This window comes from Streptomyces sp. NPDC048566 (genome assembly GCF_043199735.1).
Taxonomy (GTDB): Bacteria; Actinomycetota; Actinomycetes; order Streptomycetales; family Streptomycetaceae; genus Streptomyces.
Window position 1 is genome coordinate 19,034 of sequence record NZ_JBICWL010000038.1, and the last position, 24,267, is coordinate 43,300.

The following is a 24,267-nucleotide window of genomic DNA, read 5'->3' on the forward strand; positions in this document are numbered from 1 at the left end:
GTCCGTCTTTCGCGTCCCCGTGATGCTGCCGCTACCGATATCGGCTGAACGACACGAGTGAAATTACAAGTGTGCCGATCCGGGCCAGTCAAGCCGAGATCTGCTATTGGGCCCCTTATTCACTCTGCGGAACCAAGGCTATGCGGAAAGTGTTCAAATCGGCATAAACCCTGACAGCGCAAGGGCCCTCCGGACCACCCGCCTCTGCCATGGAGGAGGACGACCGGGACGGCGGTCCCGTTCCTGCGCGCCCCTCGAAGCGACCCTGATCACAAAGGGATCACGGGCTCGCACCACGGGGCGCGCGCTCGGTTGTGCGCCATGTGTCCGGGGAACCCGACACACAAACCTTTCACCCGTCAGATGAACCGGATGAGGTGAAACATCTCCCACATTTCGGACAGGAAGTTGACAGTGCGGGCATGAACCGCTGTCCTTGGGGGCATGCTCGCGAACTCGGCTTCCCCCTCGACCCGCACCGCCGGGTCCCGCGGTGCTGCCCTCGTTCGCCGCTGTTGTTGCTGTTCCAGCTGTTGAGCCCCACCGCGCTCCGGCTGCCTCGCCGCCACTGAGGCGAACCCCACCCGCCCGTACCAGGGCACCCTCCGCGCCTTCCCGGGCGCGCACTCCGCCCGCGACCCGGGCGGACCCGGCCAGCGACACCCCAGCACTCTCCCGCCGAGGAACCCCGCACCCATGAACAGCGACAGCGACCTCCAGATCGCCGGCGACATCCTCGAAGTCCCGCACCTGCTCCAGCCGCCGCGCGAACACCCCGTCACCGTGGCCGACTTCGTCGGCATGGCGCGCTCCATCGCCGCCGACCGATCCCACTGGGAGCACCTCGTCGAGTACGACGCCACCTCACGGTGGTACCACCGGCTGCGCACCGGCCCCGGTTACGAGGTCTGGCTGCTGTCCTGGGTACCCGGCCAGGGCAGCGGGCCGCACGACCACGGCGCTTCCTCCGGTGTCCTGACCGTCCTCGACGGCACGCTGACCGAGCGCACCGCGCGCGGCACGCGCGCCCTGGGCTCCGGCGCGCAGCGCGTGTTCGCGCCCGGCTCCGTCCACGAGGTCGTCAACGACACGCTCGAACCGGCCGTGAGTCTGCACGTCTACTCCCCGGGGCTCACCGAGATGCCGATGCACGCGGCGCGTTGCGCGGTCGACGCGGACACCCGGCCCGCGCGCGTGGACGGCGCGTCGGCGCCGGCCGGGCACGCCTGACCGGCCGACACGGTGCCGGCGGCGCCTGCAAGACTGCACCCCATGCGCATTGTGGTTCTGGCAGGCGGTATCGGTGGTGCACGGTTCCTGCGTGGTCTCCGGCAGGCCGTCCCGGACGCGGACATCACGGTCGTCGGCAACACCGGCGACGACATCCATCTCTTCGGACTCAAGGTCTGCCCCGACCTCGACACGGTGATGTACACGCTCGGCGGCGGCATCAACGAGGAGCAGGGCTGGGGCCGCGCCGACGAGACCTTCCACCTCAAGGAGGAACTCGCGGCGTACGGCGTCGGGCCCGAGTGGTTCGGGCTGGGCGACCGCGACTTCGCGACGCACGTCGTGCGCACGCAGATGCTCGGCGCGGGCTATCCCCTCAGCGCCGTCACCGCGGCGCTCTGCGACCGGTGGAAGCCGGGCGTGCGGCTCATCCCGATGTCGGACGACCGGGTCGAGACCCACGTCGCCGTCACCCTCCCGGAGGGCGACCCGGCCGGCGGGGCGGGGGAGCGCAAGGCCATCCACTTCCAGGAGTACTGGGTGCGGCTGCGGGCCTCCGTGCCCGCCGAGGCGATCGTGCCGGTCGGCGCCGAGCAGGCCAAGCCCGCGCCCGGCGTCCTGGAGACCATCGCCGAGGCGGACGTCGTCCTCTTCCCGCCGTCCAATCCCGTCGTCTCGGTCGGCACCATCCTCGCCGTGCCCGGCATCCGCGAGGCGATCGCCGAGGCCGGAGTGCCCGTCGTGGGCCTCTCCCCCATCGTCGGCGACGCGCCCGTCCGGGGCATGGCCGACAAGGTGCTCGCCGCGATCGGCGTCGAGTCCACGGCCGCCGCGGTCGCCGAGCACTACGGCTCGGGGCTCCTCGACGGCTGGCTCGTCGACACCGTGGACGCCTCCGTGGTGGACCGCGTCGAGAGCGCCGGCATCCGCTGCCGGGCGGTGCCGCTGATGATGACCGACCTCGACGCGACCACCCGGATGGCCCGCGAGGCGCTCGCGCTGGCCGAGGAGGTGCGGACCGCGTGAGTACGGCGGACACACCGGGACGGCCCGGACCGGGGCGGCCGGCGGAACCGGCCCGGACGGGCTACCGGGTCTGGGCCCCGGCCGGACTGCCCGAGGTGCGCGCCGGTGACGACCTGGCGAAGCTCATCGCGGCCACCGACCCCGGCCTGGCCGACGGGGACGTGCTCCTGGTCACCTCGAAGATCGTCTCGAAGGCGGAGGGCCGGATCGTCGAGGCCGCCGACCGGGAGGCCGCCATCGACGCCGAGACCGTCCGGGTCGTGGCGCGGCGCGGCGCCCTGCGGATCGTCGAGAACCGGCAGGGCCTGGTGATGGCCGCCGCCGGGGTCGACGCCTCCAACACCCCCGCCGGGACCGTGCTGTTGCTGCCCGAGGACCCCGACGCCTCGGCGCGGGCCATCCGGGAGGGGCTGCGGGACGGCCTCGGGGTCGACGTCGGCGTCGTCGTCACGGACACCTTCGGGCGGCCGTGGCGCACCGGGCTGACCGACGTCGCCATCGGCGCGGCGGGCGTCCGGGTGCTGGAGGACCTGCGGGGCGGCACCGACGCGCACGGCAACCCGCTGGGCGCGACCGTGGTCGCCACCGCCGACGAGCTCGCCGCCGCGGGCGACCTCGTCAAGGGCAAGGCCGCCGGACTGCCCGTCGCCGTCGTCCGCGGCCTGCCCCACCTGGTGGGCGACGACGCCGGCGCGGGGGCGCGCGCCCTCGTCAGGGAGGCCCGCGACGACATGTTCCGGCTCGGCACCTCGGAGGCCGTCCGGGAGGCGGTCGCCCTGCGTCGCACGGTCCGGGCCTTCACGGACGAGCCCGTGGACCCCGGTGCGGTGCGCCGGGCGGTCGCCGCGGCCGTGACCGCCCCAGCACCGCACCACACCACCCCCTGGCGATTCGTCCTCCTGGAGTCGGCGGCGGCGCGGACCCGGCTGCTCGACGCCATGCGGGACGCCTGGGTCGCCGACCTGCGGGCCGACGGCAGGAGCGAGGAGTCCGTCGCCCGGCGGGTCCGGCGCGGCGACGTGCTGCGCAACGCGCCGTACCTCGTGGTGCCGTGCCTGGTCATGGACGGCTCGCACACCTACGGCGACCCGCGCCGGGACGGCGCCGAACGCGAGATGTTCGTGGTCGCGGCCGGTGCGGGCGTGCAGAACCTCCTGGTCGCCCTGGCCGGGGAACGGCTCGGCTCCGCGTGGGTGTCGTCGACGATGTTCTGCCGCGACGTCGTCCGCGAGGTGCTGGACCTGCCGGAGAGCTGGGACCCGATGGGCGCGGTGGCCGTGGGCCACGCGGCGGAGGAGCCCCGCGAGCGGCCGGCCCGGGACGCGGAGGCGTTCGTCGCGGTGCGCTGAGGGACGCGCCGCAGCGCCGCGCCGACGGGGCGGCGGGGCGGCGGCGACCCCCGCGCGCCCGGCAGCCCGGGTGCGGACCATGCGCCGGCCGCGTGCCGGCCCGCACGGCCGGTGGTGCGCCGTGGTCCGCCCCGCGGTGCGGTCGCGCGGGGCGGGGTCCGGCGGCGCGGGGCCCGCGGAGGGGCGGTAGCCGACGGGCAGGGCCGCGGGGCGCGGGAACGGTGCGTCCCCGGACCGGCGAGCGCCTACCCTCGTAGGGCATCCCGAGTACCCGAGGACCTCATCCGTGTCTGGACGTTTCGCTCCCCGGCCGACGCGTACGACCGTGCGCGGCGGCGATGTCGCCGTGCCCGGCGCGCGGGGCGCGGGGCCGCGCCGGCCGGCCGAACCGGCCCGCGTCCGCAGCTTCACGCCCGAGGGGCCGCTCGACCTCGGGCTCGTCCTCGGGCCGCTGCGTCGCGGCCCCGGCGATCCGACCTTCCGCGCGGCGCCCGACGGCTCGGTGTGGCGGGCCTGCCGCACGCCGGCGGGGCCCGGCACCCTGCGCGTGACCCTGCGGGACGGGACCGCCCGGGGCGAGGCATGGGGGCCCGGCGCCGACTGGCTGCTCGGCGCTCTGCCCGAGCTGCTCGGCGCGACGGACGACCCGGCCGCCTTCGAGCCCCGGCACCGGCTGGTCGCCGTCACCCGGCACCGGCGGCCGGGGCTGCGGCTGGTGCGGACCGGTCTGGTCATGGAGTCGCTGATCCCGTCCGTCCTGGAGCAGAAGGTCACCACCGACGAGGCGTACCGGGCCTGGCGGCTGCTCGTCCGGACGTTCGGCGAGCCCGCGCCGGGGCCCGCGCCCGAGCGGATGTACGTCATGCCCGCGCCCCGCACGTGGGCGCTGATCCCGTCCTGGGAGTGGCACCGCGCCGGCGTCGACGACAAGCGGGCGTCGACGATCCTGCGGGCGGTGCATGTGGCACCCCGGCTGGAGGAGGCCGTGCGGCTCGACCCGGAGCGGGCGCGGGAGCGGCTGGAGCTGGTGCCCGGGATCGGACCGTGGACCTCGGCCGAGGTCGTGCAGCGCAGTCACGGAGCGGCCGACGCCGTGACGGTGGGGGATCTTCACCTGCCGGGGATCGTGGGCCACGCGCTCGCGGGCGACCGGGACGCCGACGACGCCGTGATGCTGGAGCTGCTGGAGCCGTACGCCGGGCAGCGGCACCGCGCGGCACGGCTGATCCTGCTGTCCGGGCGGACGCCCGCGCGACGGGTGCCCAAGATGCCCCGGGCCGACATCGGCAAGCTCTAGCCGGTGGCGTGACCGGAGGGGTCGCCGGACGGCTCGCGGCGTCCGGCGGGACGGCCTTGCCGCTCCTCGCGGGCCGGGGGACCGCGGTGGCCCCTCCGGCCCGCGGGCGGGGCTACTGGTCCGAGGAGAAGCGGAGTGCTCCCGCGGGGATGCGGGCGTCGCACCAGACCCGGACTCCGTCGCGGAGTTCGTTGTCGGCGCCGACCGTCGCGCCGTCGCCGACGACCGCGCCGGTGAGCAGGGTGCGTTCGCCGATGCGGGCGCCGACGCCGACGAGGGAGTCGGTGACGACCGCGCCCGGTTCGACGACGGCCCCGGCGAGGACGGTGCTCCCGGAGATCCGGGCGCCCTCGCCGACCCGGGCACCCTCGCAGACGACCGTGCCGCCGGTGAGCTTGGCGTCGGGCGCGACGGTGGCGGTGGGCAGCACCAGGCGGTCGCCGCAGCGGCCGGGGACGGCCGGGGAGGGGGCGCGGCCGAGCACGAGGTCGGCGGAGCCGCGCACGAACGCCTGCGGGGTGCCGAGGTCGAGCCAGTAGGTGGAGTCGACCATGCCCTGAAGGTGCGCGCCGGTGGCCAGCAGTTCGGGGAAGGTCTCCCGCTCGACGGAGACCGGGCGGCCCTCGGGGATGGTGTCGATGACCGAGCGGCGGAAGACGTATGCCCCCGCGTTGATCTGGTCGGTGACGATCTCCTCCGGCGTCTGCGGCTTCTCCAGGAAGGCGGTCACGCGCCCGGTGGGGTCCGTGGGGACGAGCCCGAACGCGCGCGGGTCCTCGACCCGGGTGAGGTGGAGGGAGACGTCGGCGCCGCTGCTCTCGTGGGTCGCCACCAGGGCCGGGATGTCCAGGCCGGTGAGGATGTCGCCGTTGAAGATCAGGACGGGGTCGTCGGGGCCCGAGCGGAGCCGGGAGGCCACGTTGCGGATCGCGCCCCCGGTGCCGAGCGGCTCCTCCTCGGTGACGTACTCCAGGTGGAGGCCCAGCGAGGAGCCGTCGCCGAAGTACGGCTCGAACACCTCGGCCAGGTACGACGTCGCCAGCACGATGTGCTCGACGCCCGCCGCGCGGGCCCGCGCCAACTGGTGCGTGAGGAAGGGGACACCGGCCGCGGGCACCATCGGCTTGGGCGTGCGCACCGTGAGGGGACGCAGCCGGGTGCCTCTGCCGCCGACCAGGAGGATCGCTTCTGTCACCTGTCGTCTCTGCTTCCTGCCGGGACCGGCCGAACTGTGTTCCGGCCGGCCAGTGTATGCAGACTGTTCGATGGCGCTTTCGACGGCCGTGCGGTCTTCGGCCGCGGGCCGTCGCGTGACGTCAGGTGATCCCCGCCCGGCCCCGGCCGGCCGGGCGGGGCCGGTTCCGGGCCCCGCCTACCGGCCCTGGTAGCGGGCCGCCGTGGCGCGTGCCGAGCCGAGCTTGCCGTAGAGCAGGCGCCCGGGGCACTCCGTGGCATACCCGTCCCGATGGCCGGAGATCACGTTCAGTCGTACGTTCTTTCCCTTTCGGTAGAGATTGCCACCGCCCGACTTCAGGTATGTCTTGCCACGCGGATTGCCACCGTAGAGGCCCAGCTTCCATGCGGTCAGACGGGCGATGGCCTTGAGCGCCGCGCCGGACGGCTTGGTCGTCTGGAAGCTGCCGAGGACGGCGATGCCCATGCTGTCGGTGTTGAAGCCGAGGGTGTGGGCGCCGAGGACGGCCTTGGCGACGCCCCCGGCGCGGCCTTCGTAGAGGGTGCCGCACTTGTCGACGAGGAAGTTGTAGCCGATGTCGCGCCAGCCGAGGCTCACCACGTGGTAGCGGTAGATGCCGCGGATGAGCGAAGGCGCCTGGGAGCACGTGTAGTTGTTGCCCGACGCCGTGTGGTGCACGAAGGCCGCCTTGACCTTCTTGCTGTAGACGAAGCCGCGCTCGCGCAGCCTCTCGTCGGCCCCCCAGCCCTTGCGGGTGACGATGCGCGGGCGGGCGCCGATGTACGGCTTCACCCGGGCGGCGGCGTCCGCGGGGAGGTAGCGGCGCTCGGTCTCCCGCCGGGAGAGCGCGCCGATCTCGGCGGGCGCCGCGCCGGGCACCGCGTCCGGCACGCCCCCGGCCCGCCGGGCGGGGCCGGCGGGCCCGCGCTCGCCGGCCCCGCCCGGGTCGACGAGTTCGAGGTGCAGTCCCGCGGGCAGCGCGGTGCCGGCGGCGGGCTCCCCGGCACCGGACCCGCCCGCGTTCGCGCGGCGGGGCTCCCCCGGTTCGGCCCGGTCCGCGTCGACGCGGACCTCGACCCCGTCCGAGGCGCCCACCCACAGCGGGGCGGTGGCGCCGCGCACCCGCCCCGACGCGCTCTCGGCGGAGCCGGGGTCGGCGCCGTGCCGGCTGTTGTGGGTCTCGACGTCCTGCCAGCCCGACCAGTGGCCGGTGCCCGTCGTGCGGGTGCGGACCCGGACCAGGCCGCGCAGTTCGCGGTCCGGGTCGTCCCAGACGACGCCGACCAGGGAGAAGGGGCGGGTGTCCCGGCGGCCGAGGCCCTGCCGGTGGGCGGCGCCGCCGAGGGCCCGTTCGCCGCCCGGCGGGACGAGGGGCAGCGACTGGGTGCTGCCGGGGACGGAGGACGCGGACGTCACCGCCGACGGCCCGGCCTGCGCCGGGGAGGGCAGGGCGAGCGGGAGGGCGAGAGCCGCCGCGCAGGTGACGCCGACCGAGGAAGCAAGGAATCCACGCATGCCCCTGATCTTGGGCATAGTCATACATATCCGTCCATCGGGGAATTGACGGGCCGTCGGACCCGCTGCGCCGAACCGGTGGCCCGCGCCGCCCGTGCCGCGCGGCGGCCCCGCGTACGCTTGCGCGGGTGAACGCCACCGACCGCACCCCCGCCGACCTGCTGCGATCCGCGCTCGCCGCGGACCCCGCACGCCCTCTGCTGACCTACTACGACGACGCGACGGGCGAACGCGTCGAACTGTCCGTGGCCACCTTCGCCAATTGGGTGGCCAAGACGGCCAACCTGCTCCAGGGCGAACTGTCCGCCGAACCCGGCGAGCGGGTCGCGCTGCTGCTGCCCGCGCACTGGCAGACGGCCGTCTGGCTGCTCGCCTGCTCCTCCGCCGGTGTCGTCGCGGACATCGGGGGCGACCCGGCCGCCGCGGACCACGTCGTCGCCGGGCCGGGCCGGTTCGAGGACGGGCTCGCGTGCGGCGGCGACCGGATCGCGCTGTCGCTCGCCCCGCTCGGCCGCCGCTTCCCGGCCCCGCCCGCCGGGTACGCCGACTACGCGGTGGAGGTGCCGAGCCAGGGCGACCGGTTCGCTCCGTACGCGCCCGTCGACCCCGAGGCGACCGCGCTGATCGTCGCCGGGGCCGCCTACACGGGCGCGGAGACCGTGGAGCAGGCCCGCTCCGACGCCGCCGGGCTGGACCTGACGGGCCCCGGTTCCCGCATCCTGTCGGCTCTCCCCTACGACACCTGGGAGGGCCTGTCCGCGGGCCTCTACGCACCGCTCGCCACCGGCGGCTCGGTCGTGCTGTGCCACCACCTGGACCGGCTGGCGGAGGACCGGCTGGCGCAGCGGATCGACAGCGAACGCGTGACGGCGACCGCCCGCTGAGGACCGGCCGGCGGCCGCGGCGGCCGCCGGCCGTCGCCCGTTCGGCCCATCACCGGCCCCCCTCACCAGCCGCTTCGGGACATGGTCGAAGCAGCAGAGCGGCGCGTACGCCAGGAGGGGTGGTGGATTCCGAGGTGAGCGACTCCGAGGGCACTCCCTCCGGACGCCCCCAGGGGCCGGTACCGGGGGCCTCCCCCACCGGGGCCGGGCGGATACGCCGGCGCAGGCGGCGGCTGCGCTACGCCGCGACCGGCGTGGCCCTGGTCGTGCTCGGCGCGGGCGCGGCGGCCTGGGCGGTCTACGAGAAGCTGAACGCGAACATCACCGCCGACGACGACGCGGCGGCCGAGCTCGCCCGCTACGAGAAGGAGCGGCCGACCGCGCTGGTGCGCGGCGCGCAGAACATCCTGCTGATCGGCTCGGACTCGCGCTCGGGCGCCGGCAACGCCCGGTACGGCCGCGACTCCGGGACGGAGCGGTCCGACACGACGATCCTGCTGCACCTCGCGGCGGACCGGCGCAGCGCCACCGCGATGTCGCTGCCCCGTGACCTCATGGTCGACGTGCCGGGCTGCCGGCGCCCGGACGGCACCCGCACCGAGCCCATGTTCGCGATGTTCAACTACGCCTTCCAGGTGGGCGGTTCGGCCTGCACCATCCGCACCGTGGAGAAGCTCACCGGCATCCGGGTGGACCATCACGTGGTGGTGGACTTCCACGGCTTCAAGGACATGGTCGACGCGGTGGACGGCGTCGAGGTGTGCCTGCGCAAGCCCGTCGACGACAAGGCCGCCAAGCTGCGGCTGCCCGCGGGAAAGGTCGTGCTCGACGGCGAGCAGGCGCTGGGCTACGTCCGCGCCCGCAAGACGATCGGCAACGGCAGCGACACCGACCGCATGGACCGCCAGCAGCGCTTCCTGGGCGCGCTCGTCAACAAGGTGCGCAGCAACGACGTCCTGCTGAACCCGGCGAAGCTGTACCCGGTCCTGGACGCGGCCACCTCGTCGCTCACCACCGACCCGGGACTTGCGAGCCTGCGCGGGCTGTACGACCTGGTGCGCGGCATGCGGGACATCCCCACGCGGAACGTGCAGTTCCTGACGGTGCCGCGCACGGCGTACCCCCCGAACCCCAACCGGGACCAGCTCGTGGAGCCGGCGGCCACCCGCCTCTTCGAACGGCTGCGCCGGGACGAGCCGGTGGCGGTCGCCGGGGAGCCGGACGCGGGGCGCTCGGCCGGCCCCTCCCCGCATTCCGCAACTCCGTACGAGAATTCCCCCTCTACTCACGCCACGCGGTCGAACGGCGACGGAACGTCGACATCGGCTTCTCCGGGAAAGACCGAGGGAACCCCTGATCCTGCGCCGACTTTCCGGGGCAACACGGCGGCCGAGGACACCTGCGGGTAAAGCGCGCGCCAAGGCGGGGAACAGCTGAGCTAAGAAGTCTCCGGGAAATAGGGCGGATTGCCCGGTTGTAGGGACGTTGAATTTGTCACGGTCGTCGCTCCGGGCTGAACTGGGCGGATAGTGTGAGCGATCCGGTGCACCCGGCCACGAGGGTCCGTCCTTGCGGGTCGCGCACTGCTGACCGAGACCCGAGCGCCTTCTGAGGGGGAAAGGCGCCGCGTGGCCCCGACGGAGGATTCAGACAACCGTGGACGCGCAAGGCCGTGGGCGGGCGGACAACATCGACCCCGCAGACCAGTGGGTACTCAACCCGAACACCGGTGAATACGAACTGCGACTGACTCCTTCCGGAGCGCAGTCGGGGGTGCCGCGTCCGCGCAGGGGCACGCCCCCGACGCAGGCACGCACCCGGACCGCACCGGTGCGGGACCGCGAGGCACCGGCCCGGGACCGCGAGGCGCCCGGCACCGACGTGCCCGGACCGCGCCGGCGCCGCGGCGAACCGGCGGAGCCGCTGCCCGGGCGGCGGCGCGGACGCACCAAGCCGAAGAAGTCGAAGGCGAAGAAGGTCCTGCTGTGGACCGGCGGCACGATGGCCTTCGTGCTGATCGCCGCGTCGGGTGCGGCCTACGCCTACCTCAAGCACCTGGAGGGCAACGTCCAGGCGACCGACATCGGCAGCTCCGGGGCGGACGGCTTCAGCAAGGACGAGGCCTTCAACCTGCTGATCATCGGCACCGACAAGCGGACCGGCAAGGGCAACGAGGGCTACGGCGACAAGAACAGCGTCGGCCACGCCGACACGAACATCCTTCTGCACGTCTCCAAGGACCGCACGAACGCGACCGCGATGAGCATCCCGCGCGACCTCATCGTCGACATCCCCGAGTGCAAGACGAAGATGCCGGACGGCACCGAGAAGATCATCCCGCCGTCGCAGCGCGTCCGCTTCAACACCAGCCTCGGGCAGGAGGAGCGCAACCCCGGCTGCACGATGGACACGGTCAAGGCCGTCACGGGCATCTCGGTCGACCACTTCGCGATGGTCGACTTCAACGCGGTGAAGACGCTCACCAGCGCGGTGGGCGGCGTGGACGTCTGCCTCGCCAAGGACGTCGACGACCCCGACTCGCACCTCAAGCTCTCCGCGGGCAAGCACACCATCGAGGGCGAGCAGGCCCTCGCCTTCGTGCGCACCCGGCACAGCTTCGGCAACCAGGGCGACCTGGACCGCATCAAGGTGCAGCAGCAGTTCATGGCCTCCCTGATGCGCAAGATGAGTTCGGGCGACACCCTCACCAACCCCAAGAAGCTCATCGACCTGGCCGAGGCCGCCACCAAGGCGCTCACCGTGGACACCGGCATCGCCAAGGTCGGCACCCTCAAGGACATGGCGCTGGAGCTGAAGAAGGTCCCGCCGAAGAACATCACCTTCACGACCGTCCCGGTGATCGACAACCCGGCCGAGACGGTGCACGCCACCGTGGTGGTCAACCCGACCACCGCCCAGCCGGTCTTCGACGCCATCAAGAACGACGTCTCCTTCACCGCCGTGAAGCAGAAGGCGAAGAAGGAGAAGGCCGAGGTGGCGGCCCGCCTCAAGGGCTCCCGCTCCTCCGCCGCCGACGTCCGCGTCGACATCTACAACGGCGGCGCGAAGGCGGGCTCCGCGCAGGAGACCCTCAACTGGCTCCAGAACACCGAGGGCGTGCTCAAGTCCAGCCAACTCGGAAACGCCGACGAAACAACCGCCAAGACCACCCTGGAGTACTCTCCCGACCAGGCGGACCAGGCACGCAAGCTGGCCGACCTCATGGGGCTGCCCGCTTCGGCGATGAAACCGGGCAAGAGTGAGAAGAACGCGCAGGGCCTGCCGGCGATCGTGCTGACCCTGGGCAAGGACTTCAAGGGTGCCGGAGTGCCGCTGACGGCTGCGACGAAGGCTCCCGCCGTGGACAAGTCCACGGCGGACAAGACGGTGTGCGCCAAGTGATGACCTGACGGGTCCGAGAAGCGTCCTACAGGGCGCGGGAGAGATCGACCGGCCGGACGTACTCGCGTCCGGCCGGACGTACGACGGATCCGTCGGCCGGGCGCGGGGCGGGGAGGGGCTGGGGACATGACACGAAGTGGTGTGCGCGGGGAGGCGACACGACCGCCCGTCCGGCGGGGAGGCGGACGGGGCGGGGACGACAGTCAGTACGCACGCGGGGGCGCGTCCGTTCACGCCGACGACGCGGAATCCGCGGCGGCGGGCGGCACGGCCGGACGGGCCGGCGACGACACCGGCGCGCCGCGCACGCGGCAGGGCGCGGGCCGGGGCGGCCGACGGCGCGGGGACGGTACCCGCCCGCGCCGCAGACGCCGGATACTGCGCTGGTCGGCGACGGTGCTGGCGCTGCTGATACTCGGGACCGCCGGAGCGGGTTACCTCTACTACCGGCACCTGAACGGCAACATCAAGAAGGACGACCTGAACATCGGCGACGACAAGGCCCGCGCGCCCCGGTCGAAGCCGAACGCGGCGGGCCAGACCCCGCTGAACATCCTGCTGATCGGCTCCGACGGCCGGAACTCCAAAGAGGACCAGAAGCTCGGCGGCGCGAAGGACACCTTCAACTCGGCGCCCCGCGCGGACGTCCAGATGCTGCTGCACCTGTCGGCGGACCGCTCGAACATGTCGGTCGTGAGCATGCCGCGCGACACCCTGCTCCGGATTCCGAAGTGCACGGACCCGCACACCGGCAAGACCTACGCGGCCGGCACTTCGCTCACCATGACCAACGACTCGCTGGGCCGCGGCGGTCCCGGCTGCACGGTCGCGACCTGGGAGGCGCTGACCGGCATCCACATCGACCACTTCATCATGGTCGACTTCGCGGGCGTGGTGTCGATGGCCGACGCCATCGGCGGCGTCCCCGTCTGCGTGGACGCCAACATCTACTCGCACACCTCGCAGGGCCACGGTTCCGGCCTGAAGCTGGAGAAGGGCACGACGTCGGTCAAGGGCAAGCAGGCCCTGGAGTGGCTGCGCACCCGGTACGGCTTCGAGGACGGCACCGACATAGCGCGGACCAAGGCCCAGCACCAGTACATGAACTCGATGGTGCGCCAGCTGCGGGAGAACGCCACGCTGAGCAACCCGGGCAAGCTGAAGAACCTCGCCGAGACCGCCACCGAGGCCCTGACCGTCGACGACGGCCTGGGCACGGTGACCAAGCTCTACGACCTCAGCAAGGAACTGAAGAAGGTCCCCGCCGGCAGCATCACCATGACGACCATGCCGTGGGTGTACGCTCCCGGGAACGTCCGGGTGCTCCCGAAGGCCGGCGACGCGGACAAGGTCTGGCGGCTGCTGCGCGAGGACGTCCCGCTGGACGGCGACGGCGGGAAGAAGGCCAAGGAGCGCACCTCGAAGGACCCGGCCGCCGCGGACGACCGGATCGCGGTGCAGGTGGTCAACGGCACCCGCACGGACACGCTGGCCCCGGTGAGCGGGCGGGCGAGCACCGTGGCGGAGCAGTTGGTGGGCGAGGGCCTGAGCCGGGCGACCGCCGACCGGACGACCGCGACGGCCGAAGAGACCACGGTGATCCGCTACCCGAGCGACGACCTGGAGGGGGACGCCCTGCGGGTGGCCAAGATCCTCGGGGTGCCGTCGAGCGCGGTGGAGAAGTCCCCGGACGTGTCCGGGGTCACCCTGGTCGTGGGCGCGGACTGGCGCGACGGCACGGACTACAAGGCCCCGAAGGACGAGGACGCGGCGCCGGCCTCGGCGAAGCTCGAGAAGGACTCGGACACCGGCGCCTGCATGCACGTCGACCCCGCCTACAGCTGGTAGCCGGGAAACGGCGACGCGTCGCCCCTCCCGTGGGACGGGAGGGGCCCGACGCGTCGTGGTGCGGGGGTCAGCCGGAGCCGGCGGGCCGTTCGGCGGCCGGCTCGGCCGGGACGGCGTGCACCGCCGGGCGGCGGGAGGCGATGACCTTGCGGGCCAGCGCCCTCGGGCTGGTGAGGAAGCCCCAGCCCCACGACATGTGCATCGTCGCGAGGGCCACGGGAATCCGGAGCCGGGCCCGCGCGGGCAGCCCCTTGCCCGCGGGCAGCGAGCCGAGCCCGATGGCGGCGAGGTATCCGGCGGGGACCACGAAGCCCCACGGGGTCAGCGCCGCGCCGACCACGACGCCGGCCGCGATCGCGCACACCGCCGTCGGCGGGGCGAGGTAGCGCAGGTTGATGGAGCCCTCGTGGTAGCGCGCCACGACGTGCCGCCAACGCCCGTAGTCCTTGTACTGCTTGGCCAGGGCCTTCACCGACGGGCGGGGCCGGTAGGACACCCGCAGCTCGGGCGAGAACCAGATGAGGCCGCCCGCCTCACGGATGCGGAAGTTCAGCTCCCAGTCCTGGGCGCGGATGAACTCCTCGTTGTAGCCGCCCTGTTGCTCCAGCGCCTCGCGCCGGAACACCCCGAGGTACACGGTCTCGGCCGGAGCCGCCTCGCCTCCCGTGTGGAAGGCGGCGTTGCCCACGCCGATCCTCGACGTCATGGCGGCGGCGACGGCGTGCTCCCAGTCGTTCTCGCCCTCGGCGTGCATGACGCCGCCGACGTTCTGCGCGCCGGTCTCCTCCAGGAGCCGTACGGCGGTGGCGATGTAGCCCGGGGAGAGGATGCCGTGGCCGTCGACCCGGACGACGACCGGGTGCCGGGACGCCTTGATGGCGGCGTTCAGCGCCGCGGGCGTGCGCCCGGTCGGGTTCGGCACGGTGTGGACCCGCGGGTCCTCGCGGACGAGTTCGGCCGCGATCTCGTCCGTGCGGTCCGCCGAGGGACCGAGGGCGATCACGACCTCCATCTCGCCGTCGTACCGCTGCGCCAGGATCGCTTGGACGGCCCCGCGCAGATGCCGCTCCTCGTTGAGGACGGGCATGATCACAGAAACGGCGGGGGGCCGCACGTCGGAGTTCTCGCTCATCGGACGTCACGTTACCGCGAACGGGGGACACGGGCGCGCGCCGCCCGGCCTCCGGACCGGGCCGCAGATCCTATGGGCCTACCGTTCACACCGATCCCCACGCCCGGCGGGACGCGGCGTCCCCCGCCCCCCGCGGAACGCGTCCCTCCCCCGTCCACCCTCGCGGAGGTGTCCCCCTTGCCCACGCCGCCCCGCTCCCCCGCCCGCCCGCAGCGCCCGAACCGGCCCGCTCCCGCGCGGCGGTCGGCCGCCCGGCCCGACGGCCGGCCGGCCCGCCCGCCGCGCCCGGTCCGGCGCAGGAAGCCGCGCTGGGCCATGCGGATGGCGACGACCGTCTCCGTGGTGGTCCTCGCCTCGGCGGGCATCGGGCACGCGCTGGTGACCAGCCTGGACGCGGACATCGCACGCGTCGACCCGTTCAAGGACATGAAGAACCGCCCCGAGGCCGGGCACGGCATGAACGTGCTGCTCGTCGGCACCGACGGCCGGGACAAGATCACCGAGGAGGAGCGGCGGAAGTACCGGCTCGGCGGCGCGCCCTGCCACTGCACCGACACGATCATGATCGTGCACATCTCGGAGGACCGGGAGCGCGCCAGCGTGGTCAGCCTGCCGCGCGACTCCTACGCCGAGGTCCCCGCGCACACCGACGCCGTCACCGGCAAGCGGCGCGGGCCGCACCCCGTCAAGCTGAACGCGGCGTACGCGGAGGGCGGCCCGACGCTGACCGTGCGGACCGTGGAGAACATGACCCACGTCAAGATCGACCACTACCTGGAGGTCGACTTCACGAGCTTCATGAAGACCGTCGACGTCCTCGGCGGCGTGAAGATCTGCACCGTGCACCCGCTGAAGGACAGCTACACCGGCCTCGACCTGGCTCCGGGACCGCACGTGCTGCACGGCGGCGAGGCGCTCCAGTTCGTCCGCTCCCGGCACGCCGACGGCTCCTCCGACCTCGGCCGGATGCAGCGCCAGCAGCGCTTCCTGGCGGCCCTCGTCGACCAGGCCACCTCCTCCGGGGTGCTGCTGAACCCGATGAAGTTCCGGGACGTCACCCGCGCCGTGCTGGGCTCGGTACGCGCCGACAAGGGCTTCGGGACGGACGAACTGCTCGACCTCGGCCGGGCGATGCGGAACTTCTCGCCGTCGTCGTCGGAGTTCACCACCGTGCCCATCGGGCAGATGGGATACGCCGTCAAGGGCATCGGCTCGACCCTCAAGTGGGACCCGGCCAAGGCGGGGAAGCTCTTCGCGGCGCTCCGCGCGGACAAGCCCCTCGCCGAGCACAAGGCCGCCGGGCCGCGCCCGGTCCGGGTCGACGTGGCCCCGCGGCAGATCCGCGTGCAGGTGGAGAACGGGACCGCCACCGCCGGGCTCGGCAAGCGGGTCGACAGCGCGCTCGCCGCCACCGGGTTCCGCACGACGCACCAGCCCACCACGGGCCGGGACCACGGCGTCCGGCGCACCGTCGTCGCGTACGACCCGCGCTGGGACCGCTCGGCGAAGTCGCTGGCGACGGCCCTGCCCGGTTCCGAGCTGCGGGCCGTTCCCGGTCAGGGGCCGCTGCTGAAGGTGATCGCCGGCTCGGACTTCAAGGAGGTCACGCGGGTCCGCGCGGACGAGCCGGGGCAGGGAGCCTTCGGCGCGGTGACGGGCGACCAGGTGGTGTGCCCGTGAGGTCCGCTCCCGGCCGTCCGGGCGGGGACGGCCCGGGGCGTGCCGCGCAGGACGCCTGGTGCCGTGACCGGAAGGGGTCGCCGGACGGCTCGCGGCGTCCGGTGCGGTGCACCGCACGGCTCGCGGCGTCCGGTGCGGTTCGCCGGACGGCGGAGCGTCCTCGTGTACGGGATGTACTCGGGTGATGCGACGACGCGGCGAGGTGCCGTGCCGGGCGTCGCGAGCCGGTGAACCCTCCCGGTCAGGGCGCTAGAGGCTGTCCAGGCCCTCCGACGCCCGCTTCTCGCGCAGTTCCATGATCGCGCGGCGGCGGGCCAGCCGGTGGGTGCGGCGGATCTGGGCCTCCTGGTAGCGGCGCTCGTCGCGCTCGGTCTCGGGGAGGACGGGCGGGACCCGGCGGGGCTTGCCGTCGGCGTCGACGGCGGCGAAGACGAGGTAGGCCGAGCCGACCTGCTGGGCGGGCGTCGATTCGTTCCAGCGCTCGGCCAGGACCCGCACACCGACCTCCATCGAGGTCCGTCCGGTCCAGTTGACCTGGGCCTTCACGTGGACGAGGTCGCCCACGCGGACCGGTTCGAGGAAGGCCATCTCGTCCATCGAGGCGGTGACGGCCGGTCCGCCGGAGTGCCGCCCGGCCACCGCGCCCGCCGCGTCGTCGACCAGCTTCATGATCACACCGCCGTGCACCGTGCCCAGCAGGTTGGTGTCGTTGTGGGTCATGATGTGGCTCAGGGTGGTGCGGGACGCGGAGGTCGGCTTGCCCGGAATATCGGACTCCGGGTTGGGGGCCAGGTCTGTCATGGCGTCCACCTTATGCCGGGCCGACGGGCGGTCGTTCTGCATCAGCTCTGCAACAGGCGTGACCCAGATCTCGCGACTCTCTTGTAAGACCCCTGGTGGAGCGCTGCACACTGGTCGGCATGAACGATTGGCCCGACGACAGCCGCGGCAACGGCGGCAACCGCTACGGACGCGGCAGCGCAGGCGCACAGCCTGAGGGTGCCCGCGTCATGCGCCAGGTCCGCCGTGGACCGTCGGCACCCGCTCCGGGCCCGGACGCGCCGCCGTACGGCGGCGGGGTGCCCCGGCAGCCGTCCTACGTCGACGGGCAGGGCCACGACGACCCCTACGGCCACGGCGACGGGTACGACTCCGGTTACAGCACCGGCCACGTCTACGGCGGCGCCGGCGGCCCGCAGGGCCCGGGCGGAGGCGGCGCCGGCCGGCCGCGCCCGGCGCCGAACTGGCGGCGACGGATCAAGTGGACCGCGATCACGCTGGTCACGGCGCTCGTCGTGGTCTCCGTGGGCACGTACTTCTGGGCCGACTCCAAGCTGCACCGTGACGTGGATCTCTCCAAGGTCATCGACCGCCCGGAGGCCGGCGAGGGCACGAACTACCTGATCGTCGGTTCCGACAGCCGCGCCGGCATGTCCGCCGAGGAGAAGAAGAAACTGCACACGGGGTCCGCCGAGGGCAAGCGCACCGACTCGATGATGATCCTTCACACGGGCGGCAACGGCTCCACGCTGGTCTCGCTGCCGCGGGACTCCGACGTCGAGATCCCCACCTACAAGGGCTCGGACTCCGGCAAGACCTACCAGGGCACCGGCCGGCACACCAAGCTCAACGCGGCCTACGCCGAGGACGGCCCCGAACTGCTCGTGCGCACGGTCGAGTTCAACACCGGACTGCGCATCGACCACTACGTCGAGATCGGCTTCGGCGGCTTCGCGAAGATCGTCGACGCGGTCGGCGGGGTCGACATGACCCTCGACAAGGGCTTCAAGGACAAGTACTCGGGCGCCGACTTCCAGGCGGGCAAGCAGACGCTGAACGGCGAGCAGGCCCTGGCCTTCGTCCGCACCCGGCACGCCTTCGCCGCCTCCGACCTGGAGCGCACCAAGAACCAGCAGAAGTTCCTGGCCGCCCTGGCCCACCAGGTGGCCACCCCGTCGACGGTGCTGAACCCGTTCACGCTCTACCCGACCCTGGGCGCCGGGCTGGACAGCCTGATCGTCGACAAGGACATGAGCCTGTGGGACCTGGCCGACATGTTCTGGGCGATGAAGGGCGTCACCGGGGGCGACGGCACGTCCATGAACATGCCGATCTCCGGTTCCACCGGCGGCAACCTCGTGTGGGACAGGACGAAGATGAAGCAGCTGGTGAGCGAGCTGAAGAACGACGAGAAGGTGACGGTCGCCGGCAACTGAGCCGCGCGGGACCGGCACACGGCACGAGGTGGGAGGCACCCCCAGGGGGCCTCCCACCTCGTGTGTATGGGGGGCCGCTGCGGGACCGCCGGACGCGGCCCCGGGCGGGCTACGGCAGGTTGCGGGCCATCACGATCCGCTGGACTTGGTTCGTTCCTTCATAAATCTGCGTGATCTTCGCGTCGCGCATCATGCGCTCGACCGGGTAGTCGCGGGTGTAGCCGTAGCCGCCGAGCAGCTGCACGGCGTCCGTGGTGACCTCCATGGCGACGTCCGAGGCGAAGCACTTGGCGGCGGCGCCCTGGAAGGTGAGGTCCTTGTCGCCGCGCTCCGACTTGGCGGCGGCGGCGTACGTCAGCTGGCGGGCGGCCTCGATCTTCATGGCCATGTCCGCGAGCATGAACTGGATGCCCTGGAAGTCGGCGATCGGCTTGCCGAACTGCTTGCGCTCCTGGACGTAGCCCTTGGCGTAGTCGAGCGCGCCCTGGGCGATGCCGAGCGCCTGGGCCGCGATGGTGATGCGGGTGTGGTCCAGGGTCTTCATGGCGGTCGCGAAGCCGGTGCCCTCGGCGCCGATCATGCGGTCGGCCGGGATGCGCACGTTGTCGAGGTAGACCTCGCGGGTCGGGCTGCCCTTGATGCCGAGCTTCTTCTCCGGGGCGCCGAAGGACACGCCCTCGTCGGACTTCTCGACGACGAACGCGCTGATGCCCTTGGAGCGCTTCTCCGGGTCGGTGACGGCCATCACCGTGTAGTACTCGGAGACGCCCGCGTTGGTGATCCAGCGCTTGACGCCGTTCAGCACCCAGAAGTCGCCGTCGCGGACGGCCCTGGTCTTCATGCCGGCCGCGTCCGATCCGGCGTCCGGCTCGGAGAGGCAGTACGAGAACATGCCGTCGCCCTTGGCGAGCGGGCCCAGGTACTTCTTCTTCAGCTCCTCGGAGCCGGAGAGGATCACCGGCAGCGAGCCCAGCTTGTTCACGGCGGGGATCAGGGAGGAGGACGCGCAGGCGCGGGCCACCTCCTCGATCACGATCACCGTGGCGAGGGCGTCGGCGCCCGCGCCGCCGTACTCCTCGGGGACGTGGACGGCGTGCAGGTCGTTGGCGACGAGGGCGTCCAGCGCCTCCTGCGGGAAGCGGGCCTCCTCGTCCACGGCCGCGGCGAACGGCGCGATCTTCGCGTCGGCCAGCGAGCGGATCGCGTCGCGGAGCATGTCGTGCTCCTCGGACGGGCGGTACAGGTCGAAATCAGCCGATCCGGCCAAGGTCTCTCACGCTCCAGGGAATGCTGTGACGGCGACGCTAACTACTGTTAAGTAACCCAAATTTTAAGGGCCTGCGCACGTCAGCGATAGGTGAGGTTGGCGACAGGGGGAAAACCGCCCGCGAAAGCGCTCCCGCACGCCCCGGCTATGCTCGGGCGCGCACCGACGCCGCACACTCCAGGAGCACACCCATGGCCCTCAAGATCACCGTGATCGGCACCGGCTACCTCGGTGCCACGCACGCCGCGGCGATGGCCGAGCTCGGCTTCGAGGTGCTGGGGCTGGACGTGGTGCCCGAGAAGGTCGAGATGCTCCAGCGGGGCGAGGTCCCGATGTACGAGCCCGGTCTGGAGGAGCTGCTGCGCAAGCACGTGGCCGGGATCGAGGGTTCGACCGGCCGGCTGCGCTTCACCCTGGACTTCGCCGAGGCGGGGGCCTTCGGCGACGTGCACTTCATCTGCGTGAACACCCCGCAGAAGCACGGCGAGTACGCCTGCGACATGTCCTACGTCGACGCCGCCTTCGAGTCGCTCGCCCCGCACCTGCACGGCCCGGCGCTCGTCGTCGGCAAGTCGACCGTGCCGGTCGGGTCGGCGGCGCGGCTCGCCGCCCGGCTGGCGGAGCTGGCGCCGGCCGGCGAGGAGGCCGAGCTGGCCTGGAACCCCGAGTTCCTGCGCGAGGGCTTCGCCGTCGACGACACCCTGCACCCGGACCGGATCGTGGTGGGCGTGCGCAGCGAGCGGGCCGAGAAGCTGCTGCGCGAGGTGTACGTCGCCCCGATCACCGAGGGCTCGCCGTTCGTCGTGACCGACTTCCCCACGGCGGAGCTGGTGAAGACCTCCGCGAACTCCTTCCTCGCCACGAAGATCTCCTTCATCAACGCGATGGCCGAGGTGTGCGAGGCAGCCGACGGCGACGTGGCCAAGCTGGCCGAGGCCATAGGGCACGACGAGCGGATCGGGAAGAAGTTCCTGCGGGCCGGGATCGGCTTCGGCGGCGGCTGCCTGCCCAAGGACATCCGCGCCTTCATGGCCCGCGCCGGGGAGCTGGGCGCCGACCAGGCGCTGACCTTCCTGCGCGAGGTCGACACGATCAACATGCGGCGCCGCGGCCAGATGGTCGAGATGGCCCGCGAGGCGCTCGGCGGCGGCGCCTTCCTCGGCAAGCGGGTCGCCGTGCTGGGAGCGACCTTCAAGCCGGACTCCGACGACGTACGGGACTCCCCGGCGCTGAACGTCGCCGGGCAGATCCACCTCCAGGGCGGCCAGGTCACCGTCTACGACCCGAAGGGCATGACGAACGCCCGCCGGCTGTTCCCCACGCTCGGCTACGCCGACAGCGCGCTGGAGGCCGTGCGGGGCGCCGACGTGGTCCTGCACCTGACGGAGTGGCGGGAGTTCCGCGAGCTGGACCCGGCGGCGCTGGGCGGGGCGGTCTCGTCGCGGGTGCTGCTGGACGGGCGGAACGCGCTGGACCCCGAGGTGTGGCGCCGGGCCGGCTGGACGTTCCGGGCGATGGGGCGGCCGACCGCCTGAGGCGTGCGCGGCGACGCCGGTCCGGCCGAGGCTCAGTCGGCCGGACCGGCGTCGCTTGCATTCTGCACCACCGCGCGGTGCGGCGGGGGCGCCTTCCCCCCTCCCCGCGGCGCGGGGAGGGGCTACTTGGCGCGGTAGCGGCGCATCTTGGCGCGCGCCCCGCAGACCGACATCGAGCACCAGCGGCCTCGGCCCGCCGGTGAGCGGTCGTAGTACACCCAGTGGCAGTCCGGGGCCGCGCAGGCCTTCAGCCGCGGCCAGGTGCCCGCCGCGAGCGACTCGGCGATCGCCAGCGCGACACGGGAGACCAGCGGCGCCGGGGCGGCCGGGGGCCCGGCGGAGTCCGGCGGGCCGGCCGGGGCGGCTCGGGCGATCGGGCCGCTTTCCGCGGAGACCAGGCGGGCGGCGCCGTCGTGCGCGTCGACGGCCACCCGCAGCGGTGCGCGGGCGAGCAGTTCGGTGAGCGGGGTGACCGGGCCGGGGGCGGGGTGGCCCGCGTGCGCGAGGCACACCGCCCGCAGCGAGGCGCGCAGTTCGCGGGCGGCCGGCGCCTCGTCCGGCGCGATGCCGAGGAGCGCGCGTCCGTCGGCGGTGTCCAGCAGGTCGGCGCCCGACGCGAGGTCCAGGGTGTTCACCAGGGACTGGACCAGTGCCAGGCCCCCGGGTGCGGGCGCTCGGTCGTTCATGGTTGCGACGTTACCCCCGGTGCGGGAGCATGGGGTAACCGTTACCCCCTGAACGGGTGTACGGGTAACCCCGGTCGCGCTCTCCTGGAGGAAGTCATGGCTCTCGCCACGCTCGACGTCGTCGTACTGGACTGTCCCGACCCGCAGGCGCTGGCCCGGTTCTACGCCGAGGTGCTCGGCGGCACGGTGCGCAACGAGGGCGACTGGATCGACCTGGACCTGCCCGGCGGCCGCAAGATGGCGTTCCAGGCCGCGCCCGATCACGTGCCGCCGCGCTGGCCCGGCGCGGACGGCGCGCAGCAGTTCCACCTGGACCTGACCGTGGAGGACCTGGACACGGCGGAGAAGGGCGTGCTGGCGCTCGGCGCCCGGCCGCTCGACGCCGAGGACCGCTCCCGTTCGTTCCGCGTGTACGCGGACCCCGCGGGGCACCCGTTCTGCCTCTGCGCCGGCTGAGCGCGGGCCGGGCGGCACCTCGCGGGGCGTCCGGCCGCCCGCCGGGGCCGCCGGGACCTCGGCGGCGGCGCCGGCGGTGTCCCGGTCAGCCGTCCAGGTCGGTGATGCGCGCCGTGGACGGCGTGCGCCGCTGCCGGACGGCCCGCGCGGTGAACTCCGCGTCGCGCAGCACGCGTTGGACGTTGCCCCAGACGAGCAGCGTCAGGTCGGCCGTGGACCAGCCGCGGGAGATCAGCTCCGCGACGAGGTGCGGATAGCGGGAGGCGTCGTCGAGGCCCCTCGGGTGGGCGCCGCCGCAGTCGTAGGTGCCCGACAGCCCCACGCAGTCCGCTCCCGCGAGGGCGCGGACGTAGTCGAGGTGGTCGGCGACGTCCCGGATGGTGGGGCCCGTCTGCTCGGCGGTGAGCGGCACCAGGCACAGCCCCTTGGCGGCGCCCAGTGCGGTCAGGACCGCGTCGGTGACGTTCGAGGGGTGGGGGCGCAGGGCGCGCGCGGCGGAGCGGGTGAACAGCAGCGGCGCCCTGGAGACGGCCAGTGCGCGGTCGACGGTGGCGTCCGAGGCGCCGGAGAGGTCGGCGAGCACCCCGAGCCGGTTCATCTCGCGCAGCACCTCCTCGCCGAAGCGGGTCAGGCCCCGCTCGCTCGCCCAGGAGGCGCCGGTCAGCGTCAGCAGGCGCAGGCCGAGGGTGTGCAGGGAGCGGAGGACGCCGAGGGAGTCGCCGAGGGCGGCGGCTCCGGCCGGTCCGGGCACGACGGCGACCCGTCCGCAGTTGCGGGCGTCGGCGATCTCGGCGGCGCCGTGGGCCCTGCGCAGCCCCTCGGGGTGCGCGTCGACCACCGTGGTGACCAGGTCGAGCCGCTCGACGGTGGCGGCGACGGCCCGGTCGCCGGCGAGGCCCTCGGGCAGGTGCAGGGACCAGAACAGGGCGCCCACGTGGCCCGCGCGGAGCCGGGGCAGGTCCGTTTCCACGGCGCTCTCGCCGAGTTCGAGGTCGCACCACGGCAGATGACGCAGCGCCCGGGCGAGGCCGCTGCACCCGTCGGCGACGGGGGTGCCGGCCAGGAACGCGCGGGCACGGGTGAGCGGGTCGGCTGCGGGTGCGTCCTCGGGGGCGTCCTCGGAGGCGGGGGCGGCGGCCTCGGCGCCCGCCCCGGCGACGGGGCCGTCTTCCGCGGAGGTCATCGACTCGGACGCGGGCCAGGCAGCGGGCGGGGCGAGCTCCGCCACCTCGGCGGTGGTGTCCAGTTCGTCCTGCAGGTCTGCCATGCCGGGCTCCGTGGGGTGGACGGCGGTGATCGCGCTACCGCCACCGTGGCACGGGGGCCGGAAGGCTTCCTGGTGGGCGGTGCGTTCGGGGGTACGTGGACGTCCCCCTCGGACGGACCGGCGCAGCGGCCCCGGGCGCCGGGCCGCGCGCACGGCGAAGGCACGAACGGCGAAGGCACGAACGGCGAAGGCGCCCGGCCGTGGGGGCGCGGGTCACCACCGAGCAGATCGGCCAGGGCCAGGCGTTCCGGGCGGACACCTCCAGCCCGGCGTACGCGTCCA

Annotated in this window: 19 protein-coding genes; 12 read left to right on the forward strand and 7 right to left on the reverse strand. The window is 73.4% G+C overall.

Going from position 1 to position 24,267, the window contains the following annotated elements; all coding sequences use genetic code 11:
- Positions 1 to 696: 696 nt before the first annotated feature.
- The 4 genes from ACGFS9_RS31320 (at position 697) to ACGFS9_RS31335 (ending at position 4,902) form a co-directional block, all read left to right on the forward strand.
- Positions 697 to 1,230: a cysteine dioxygenase gene (locus tag ACGFS9_RS31320; protein WP_393258026.1), complete on the forward strand. Its 534-nt coding sequence runs from the start codon at positions 697 to 699 to the stop codon at positions 1,228 to 1,230.
- Between the two features lie 42 nt (positions 1,231 to 1,272).
- A complete protein-coding gene (gene cofD, locus ACGFS9_RS31325; protein WP_393258028.1) occupies positions 1,273 to 2,256 on the forward strand; it encodes a 2-phospho-L-lactate transferase in 984 nt (327 codons plus the stop codon).
- Entirely contained in the window at positions 2,253 to 3,605 is a 1,353-nt protein-coding gene (locus ACGFS9_RS31330; RefSeq protein ID WP_393258031.1) for a coenzyme F420-0:L-glutamate ligase, read from the forward strand. The genes cofD and ACGFS9_RS31330 overlap by 4 nt, the downstream gene beginning before the upstream one ends.
- 286 nt (positions 3,606 to 3,891) lie before the next feature.
- Positions 3,892 to 4,902 carry a DNA-3-methyladenine glycosylase family protein gene (locus ACGFS9_RS31335; RefSeq protein WP_393258033.1) on the forward strand — a complete coding sequence of 337 codons (1,011 nt, stop codon included), beginning with the start codon at positions 3,892 to 3,894 and terminating at the stop codon, positions 4,900 to 4,902.
- 112 nt (positions 4,903 to 5,014) lie between these two features.
- Here ACGFS9_RS31335 and ACGFS9_RS31340 read toward each other — a convergent pair whose 3' ends face one another.
- The gene (locus ACGFS9_RS31340; protein WP_393258036.1) at positions 5,015 to 6,097 is read right to left on the reverse strand and encodes a sugar phosphate nucleotidyltransferase; all 1,083 of its coding nucleotides are present in this window, start codon (positions 6,095 to 6,097) and stop codon (positions 5,015 to 5,017) included.
- A gap of 177 nt (positions 6,098 to 6,274) precedes the next feature.
- The gene (locus ACGFS9_RS31345; RefSeq protein WP_393258038.1) at positions 6,275 to 7,612 is read right to left on the reverse strand and encodes an N-acetylmuramoyl-L-alanine amidase; all 1,338 of its coding nucleotides are present in this window, start codon (positions 7,610 to 7,612) and stop codon (positions 6,275 to 6,277) included.
- 128 nt (positions 7,613 to 7,740) lie between these two features.
- Here ACGFS9_RS31345 and ACGFS9_RS31350 point away from each other — a divergent pair, with 128 nt between their 5' ends.
- The 4 genes from ACGFS9_RS31350 (at position 7,741) to ACGFS9_RS31365 (ending at position 13,746) form a co-directional block, all read left to right on the forward strand.
- Positions 7,741 to 8,496: a TIGR03089 family protein gene (locus ACGFS9_RS31350; protein WP_393258040.1), complete on the forward strand. Its 756-nt coding sequence runs from the start codon at positions 7,741 to 7,743 to the stop codon at positions 8,494 to 8,496.
- 134 nt (positions 8,497 to 8,630) lie between these two features.
- The gene (locus ACGFS9_RS31355) at positions 8,631 to 9,905 is read left to right on the forward strand and encodes an LCP family protein (protein WP_393258042.1); all 1,275 of its coding nucleotides are present in this window, start codon (positions 8,631 to 8,633) and stop codon (positions 9,903 to 9,905) included.
- Positions 9,906 to 10,152: 247 nt separating this feature from the next.
- The gene (locus tag ACGFS9_RS31360) at positions 10,153 to 11,898 is read left to right on the forward strand and encodes an LCP family protein (RefSeq protein WP_393258044.1); all 1,746 of its coding nucleotides are present in this window, start codon (positions 10,153 to 10,155) and stop codon (positions 11,896 to 11,898) included.
- A gap of 126 nt (positions 11,899 to 12,024) precedes the next feature.
- Positions 12,025 to 13,746 carry an LCP family protein gene (locus tag ACGFS9_RS31365; protein ID WP_393258046.1) on the forward strand — a complete coding sequence of 574 codons (1,722 nt, stop codon included), beginning with the start codon at positions 12,025 to 12,027 and terminating at the stop codon, positions 13,744 to 13,746.
- 67 nt (positions 13,747 to 13,813) lie between these two features.
- Here the strand turns inward: ACGFS9_RS31365 and ACGFS9_RS31370 are convergent, their stop codons facing one another.
- On the reverse strand, positions 13,814 to 14,878 hold the full coding sequence (locus ACGFS9_RS31370) for a glycosyltransferase family 2 protein (RefSeq protein WP_393258048.1): 1,065 nt from the start codon (positions 14,876 to 14,878) through the stop codon (positions 13,814 to 13,816).
- A 315-nt stretch (positions 14,879 to 15,193) separates the two neighbouring features.
- Between ACGFS9_RS31370 and ACGFS9_RS31375 the strand changes: the two genes are divergently transcribed.
- Entirely contained in the window at positions 15,194 to 16,558 is a 1,365-nt protein-coding gene (locus tag ACGFS9_RS31375) for an LCP family protein (RefSeq protein ID WP_393258050.1), read from the forward strand.
- Between the two features lie 249 nt (positions 16,559 to 16,807).
- On the opposite strand, the gene ACGFS9_RS31380 is transcribed toward ACGFS9_RS31375, so the two are convergent.
- The gene (locus ACGFS9_RS31380) at positions 16,808 to 17,359 is read right to left on the reverse strand and encodes an acyl-CoA thioesterase (protein WP_393258052.1); all 552 of its coding nucleotides are present in this window, start codon (positions 17,357 to 17,359) and stop codon (positions 16,808 to 16,810) included.
- Between the two features lie 119 nt (positions 17,360 to 17,478).
- On the opposite strand from ACGFS9_RS31380, the gene ACGFS9_RS31385 reads away from it, so the two are divergent.
- Entirely contained in the window at positions 17,479 to 18,774 is a 1,296-nt protein-coding gene (locus ACGFS9_RS31385) for an LCP family protein (RefSeq protein ID WP_393258054.1), read from the forward strand.
- Positions 18,775 to 18,883: 109 nt separating this feature from the next.
- Here the strand turns inward: ACGFS9_RS31385 and ACGFS9_RS31390 are convergent, their stop codons facing one another.
- Complete coding sequence (locus tag ACGFS9_RS31390) at positions 18,884 to 20,041, reverse strand: acyl-CoA dehydrogenase (RefSeq protein ID WP_393258057.1); 1,158 nt, start codon at positions 20,039 to 20,041, stop codon at positions 18,884 to 18,886.
- A gap of 191 nt (positions 20,042 to 20,232) precedes the next feature.
- Here ACGFS9_RS31390 and ACGFS9_RS31395 point away from each other — a divergent pair, with 191 nt between their 5' ends.
- Positions 20,233 to 21,576, forward strand: a complete 1,344-nt coding sequence (locus tag ACGFS9_RS31395; protein ID WP_393258060.1) for a UDP-glucose dehydrogenase family protein — start codon at positions 20,233 to 20,235, stop codon at positions 21,574 to 21,576.
- A gap of 122 nt (positions 21,577 to 21,698) precedes the next feature.
- Here the strand turns inward: ACGFS9_RS31395 and ACGFS9_RS31400 are convergent, their stop codons facing one another.
- A complete protein-coding gene (locus ACGFS9_RS31400) occupies positions 21,699 to 22,262 on the reverse strand; it encodes a CGNR zinc finger domain-containing protein (protein WP_393258062.1) in 564 nt (187 codons plus the stop codon).
- 96 nt (positions 22,263 to 22,358) lie between these two features.
- Here ACGFS9_RS31400 and ACGFS9_RS31405 point away from each other — a divergent pair, with 96 nt between their 5' ends.
- Complete coding sequence (locus ACGFS9_RS31405; protein WP_393258064.1) at positions 22,359 to 22,718, forward strand: VOC family protein; 360 nt, start codon at positions 22,359 to 22,361, stop codon at positions 22,716 to 22,718.
- An 85-nt stretch (positions 22,719 to 22,803) separates the two neighbouring features.
- Here the strand turns inward: ACGFS9_RS31405 and ACGFS9_RS31410 are convergent, their stop codons facing one another.
- The gene (locus ACGFS9_RS31410; protein ID WP_393258066.1) at positions 22,804 to 23,985 is read right to left on the reverse strand and encodes a dipeptidase; all 1,182 of its coding nucleotides are present in this window, start codon (positions 23,983 to 23,985) and stop codon (positions 22,804 to 22,806) included.
- Positions 23,986 to 24,267 lie beyond the last annotated feature (282 nt).

Excerpts from the sequence above, each read along its gene's own strand:
- ACGFS9_RS31320 (WP_393258026.1), top strand. The coding sequence starts at position 697 with ATGAACAGCGACAGCGACCTCCAGATCGCCGGCGACATCCTCGAAGTC.
- cofD (WP_393258028.1), top strand. The coding sequence starts at position 1,273 with ATGCGCATTGTGGTTCTGGCAGGCGGTATCGGTGGTGCACGGTTCCTG.
- ACGFS9_RS31345 (WP_393258038.1), bottom strand. The coding sequence starts at position 7,612 with ATGCGTGGATTCCTTGCTTCCTCGGTCGGCGTCACCTGCGCGGCGGCT.
- ACGFS9_RS31365 (WP_393258046.1), top strand. The coding sequence starts at position 12,025 with ATGACACGAAGTGGTGTGCGCGGGGAGGCGACACGACCGCCCGTCCGG.
- ACGFS9_RS31370 (WP_393258048.1), bottom strand. The coding sequence starts at position 14,878 with ATGAGCGAGAACTCCGACGTGCGGCCCCCCGCCGTTTCTGTGATCATG.
- ACGFS9_RS31375 (WP_393258050.1), top strand. The coding sequence starts at position 15,194 with ATGCGGATGGCGACGACCGTCTCCGTGGTGGTCCTCGCCTCGGCGGGC.
- ACGFS9_RS31380 (WP_393258052.1), bottom strand. The coding sequence starts at position 17,359 with ATGACAGACCTGGCCCCCAACCCGGAGTCCGATATTCCGGGCAAGCCG.
- ACGFS9_RS31385 (WP_393258054.1), top strand. The coding sequence starts at position 17,479 with ATGAACGATTGGCCCGACGACAGCCGCGGCAACGGCGGCAACCGCTAC.
- ACGFS9_RS31395 (WP_393258060.1), top strand. The coding sequence starts at position 20,233 with ATGGCCCTCAAGATCACCGTGATCGGCACCGGCTACCTCGGTGCCACG.
- ACGFS9_RS31400 (WP_393258062.1), bottom strand. The coding sequence starts at position 22,262 with ATGAACGACCGAGCGCCCGCACCCGGGGGCCTGGCACTGGTCCAGTCC.
- ACGFS9_RS31405 (WP_393258064.1), top strand. The coding sequence starts at position 22,359 with ATGGCTCTCGCCACGCTCGACGTCGTCGTACTGGACTGTCCCGACCCG.
- ACGFS9_RS31410 (WP_393258066.1), bottom strand. The coding sequence starts at position 23,985 with ATGGCAGACCTGCAGGACGAACTGGACACCACCGCCGAGGTGGCGGAG.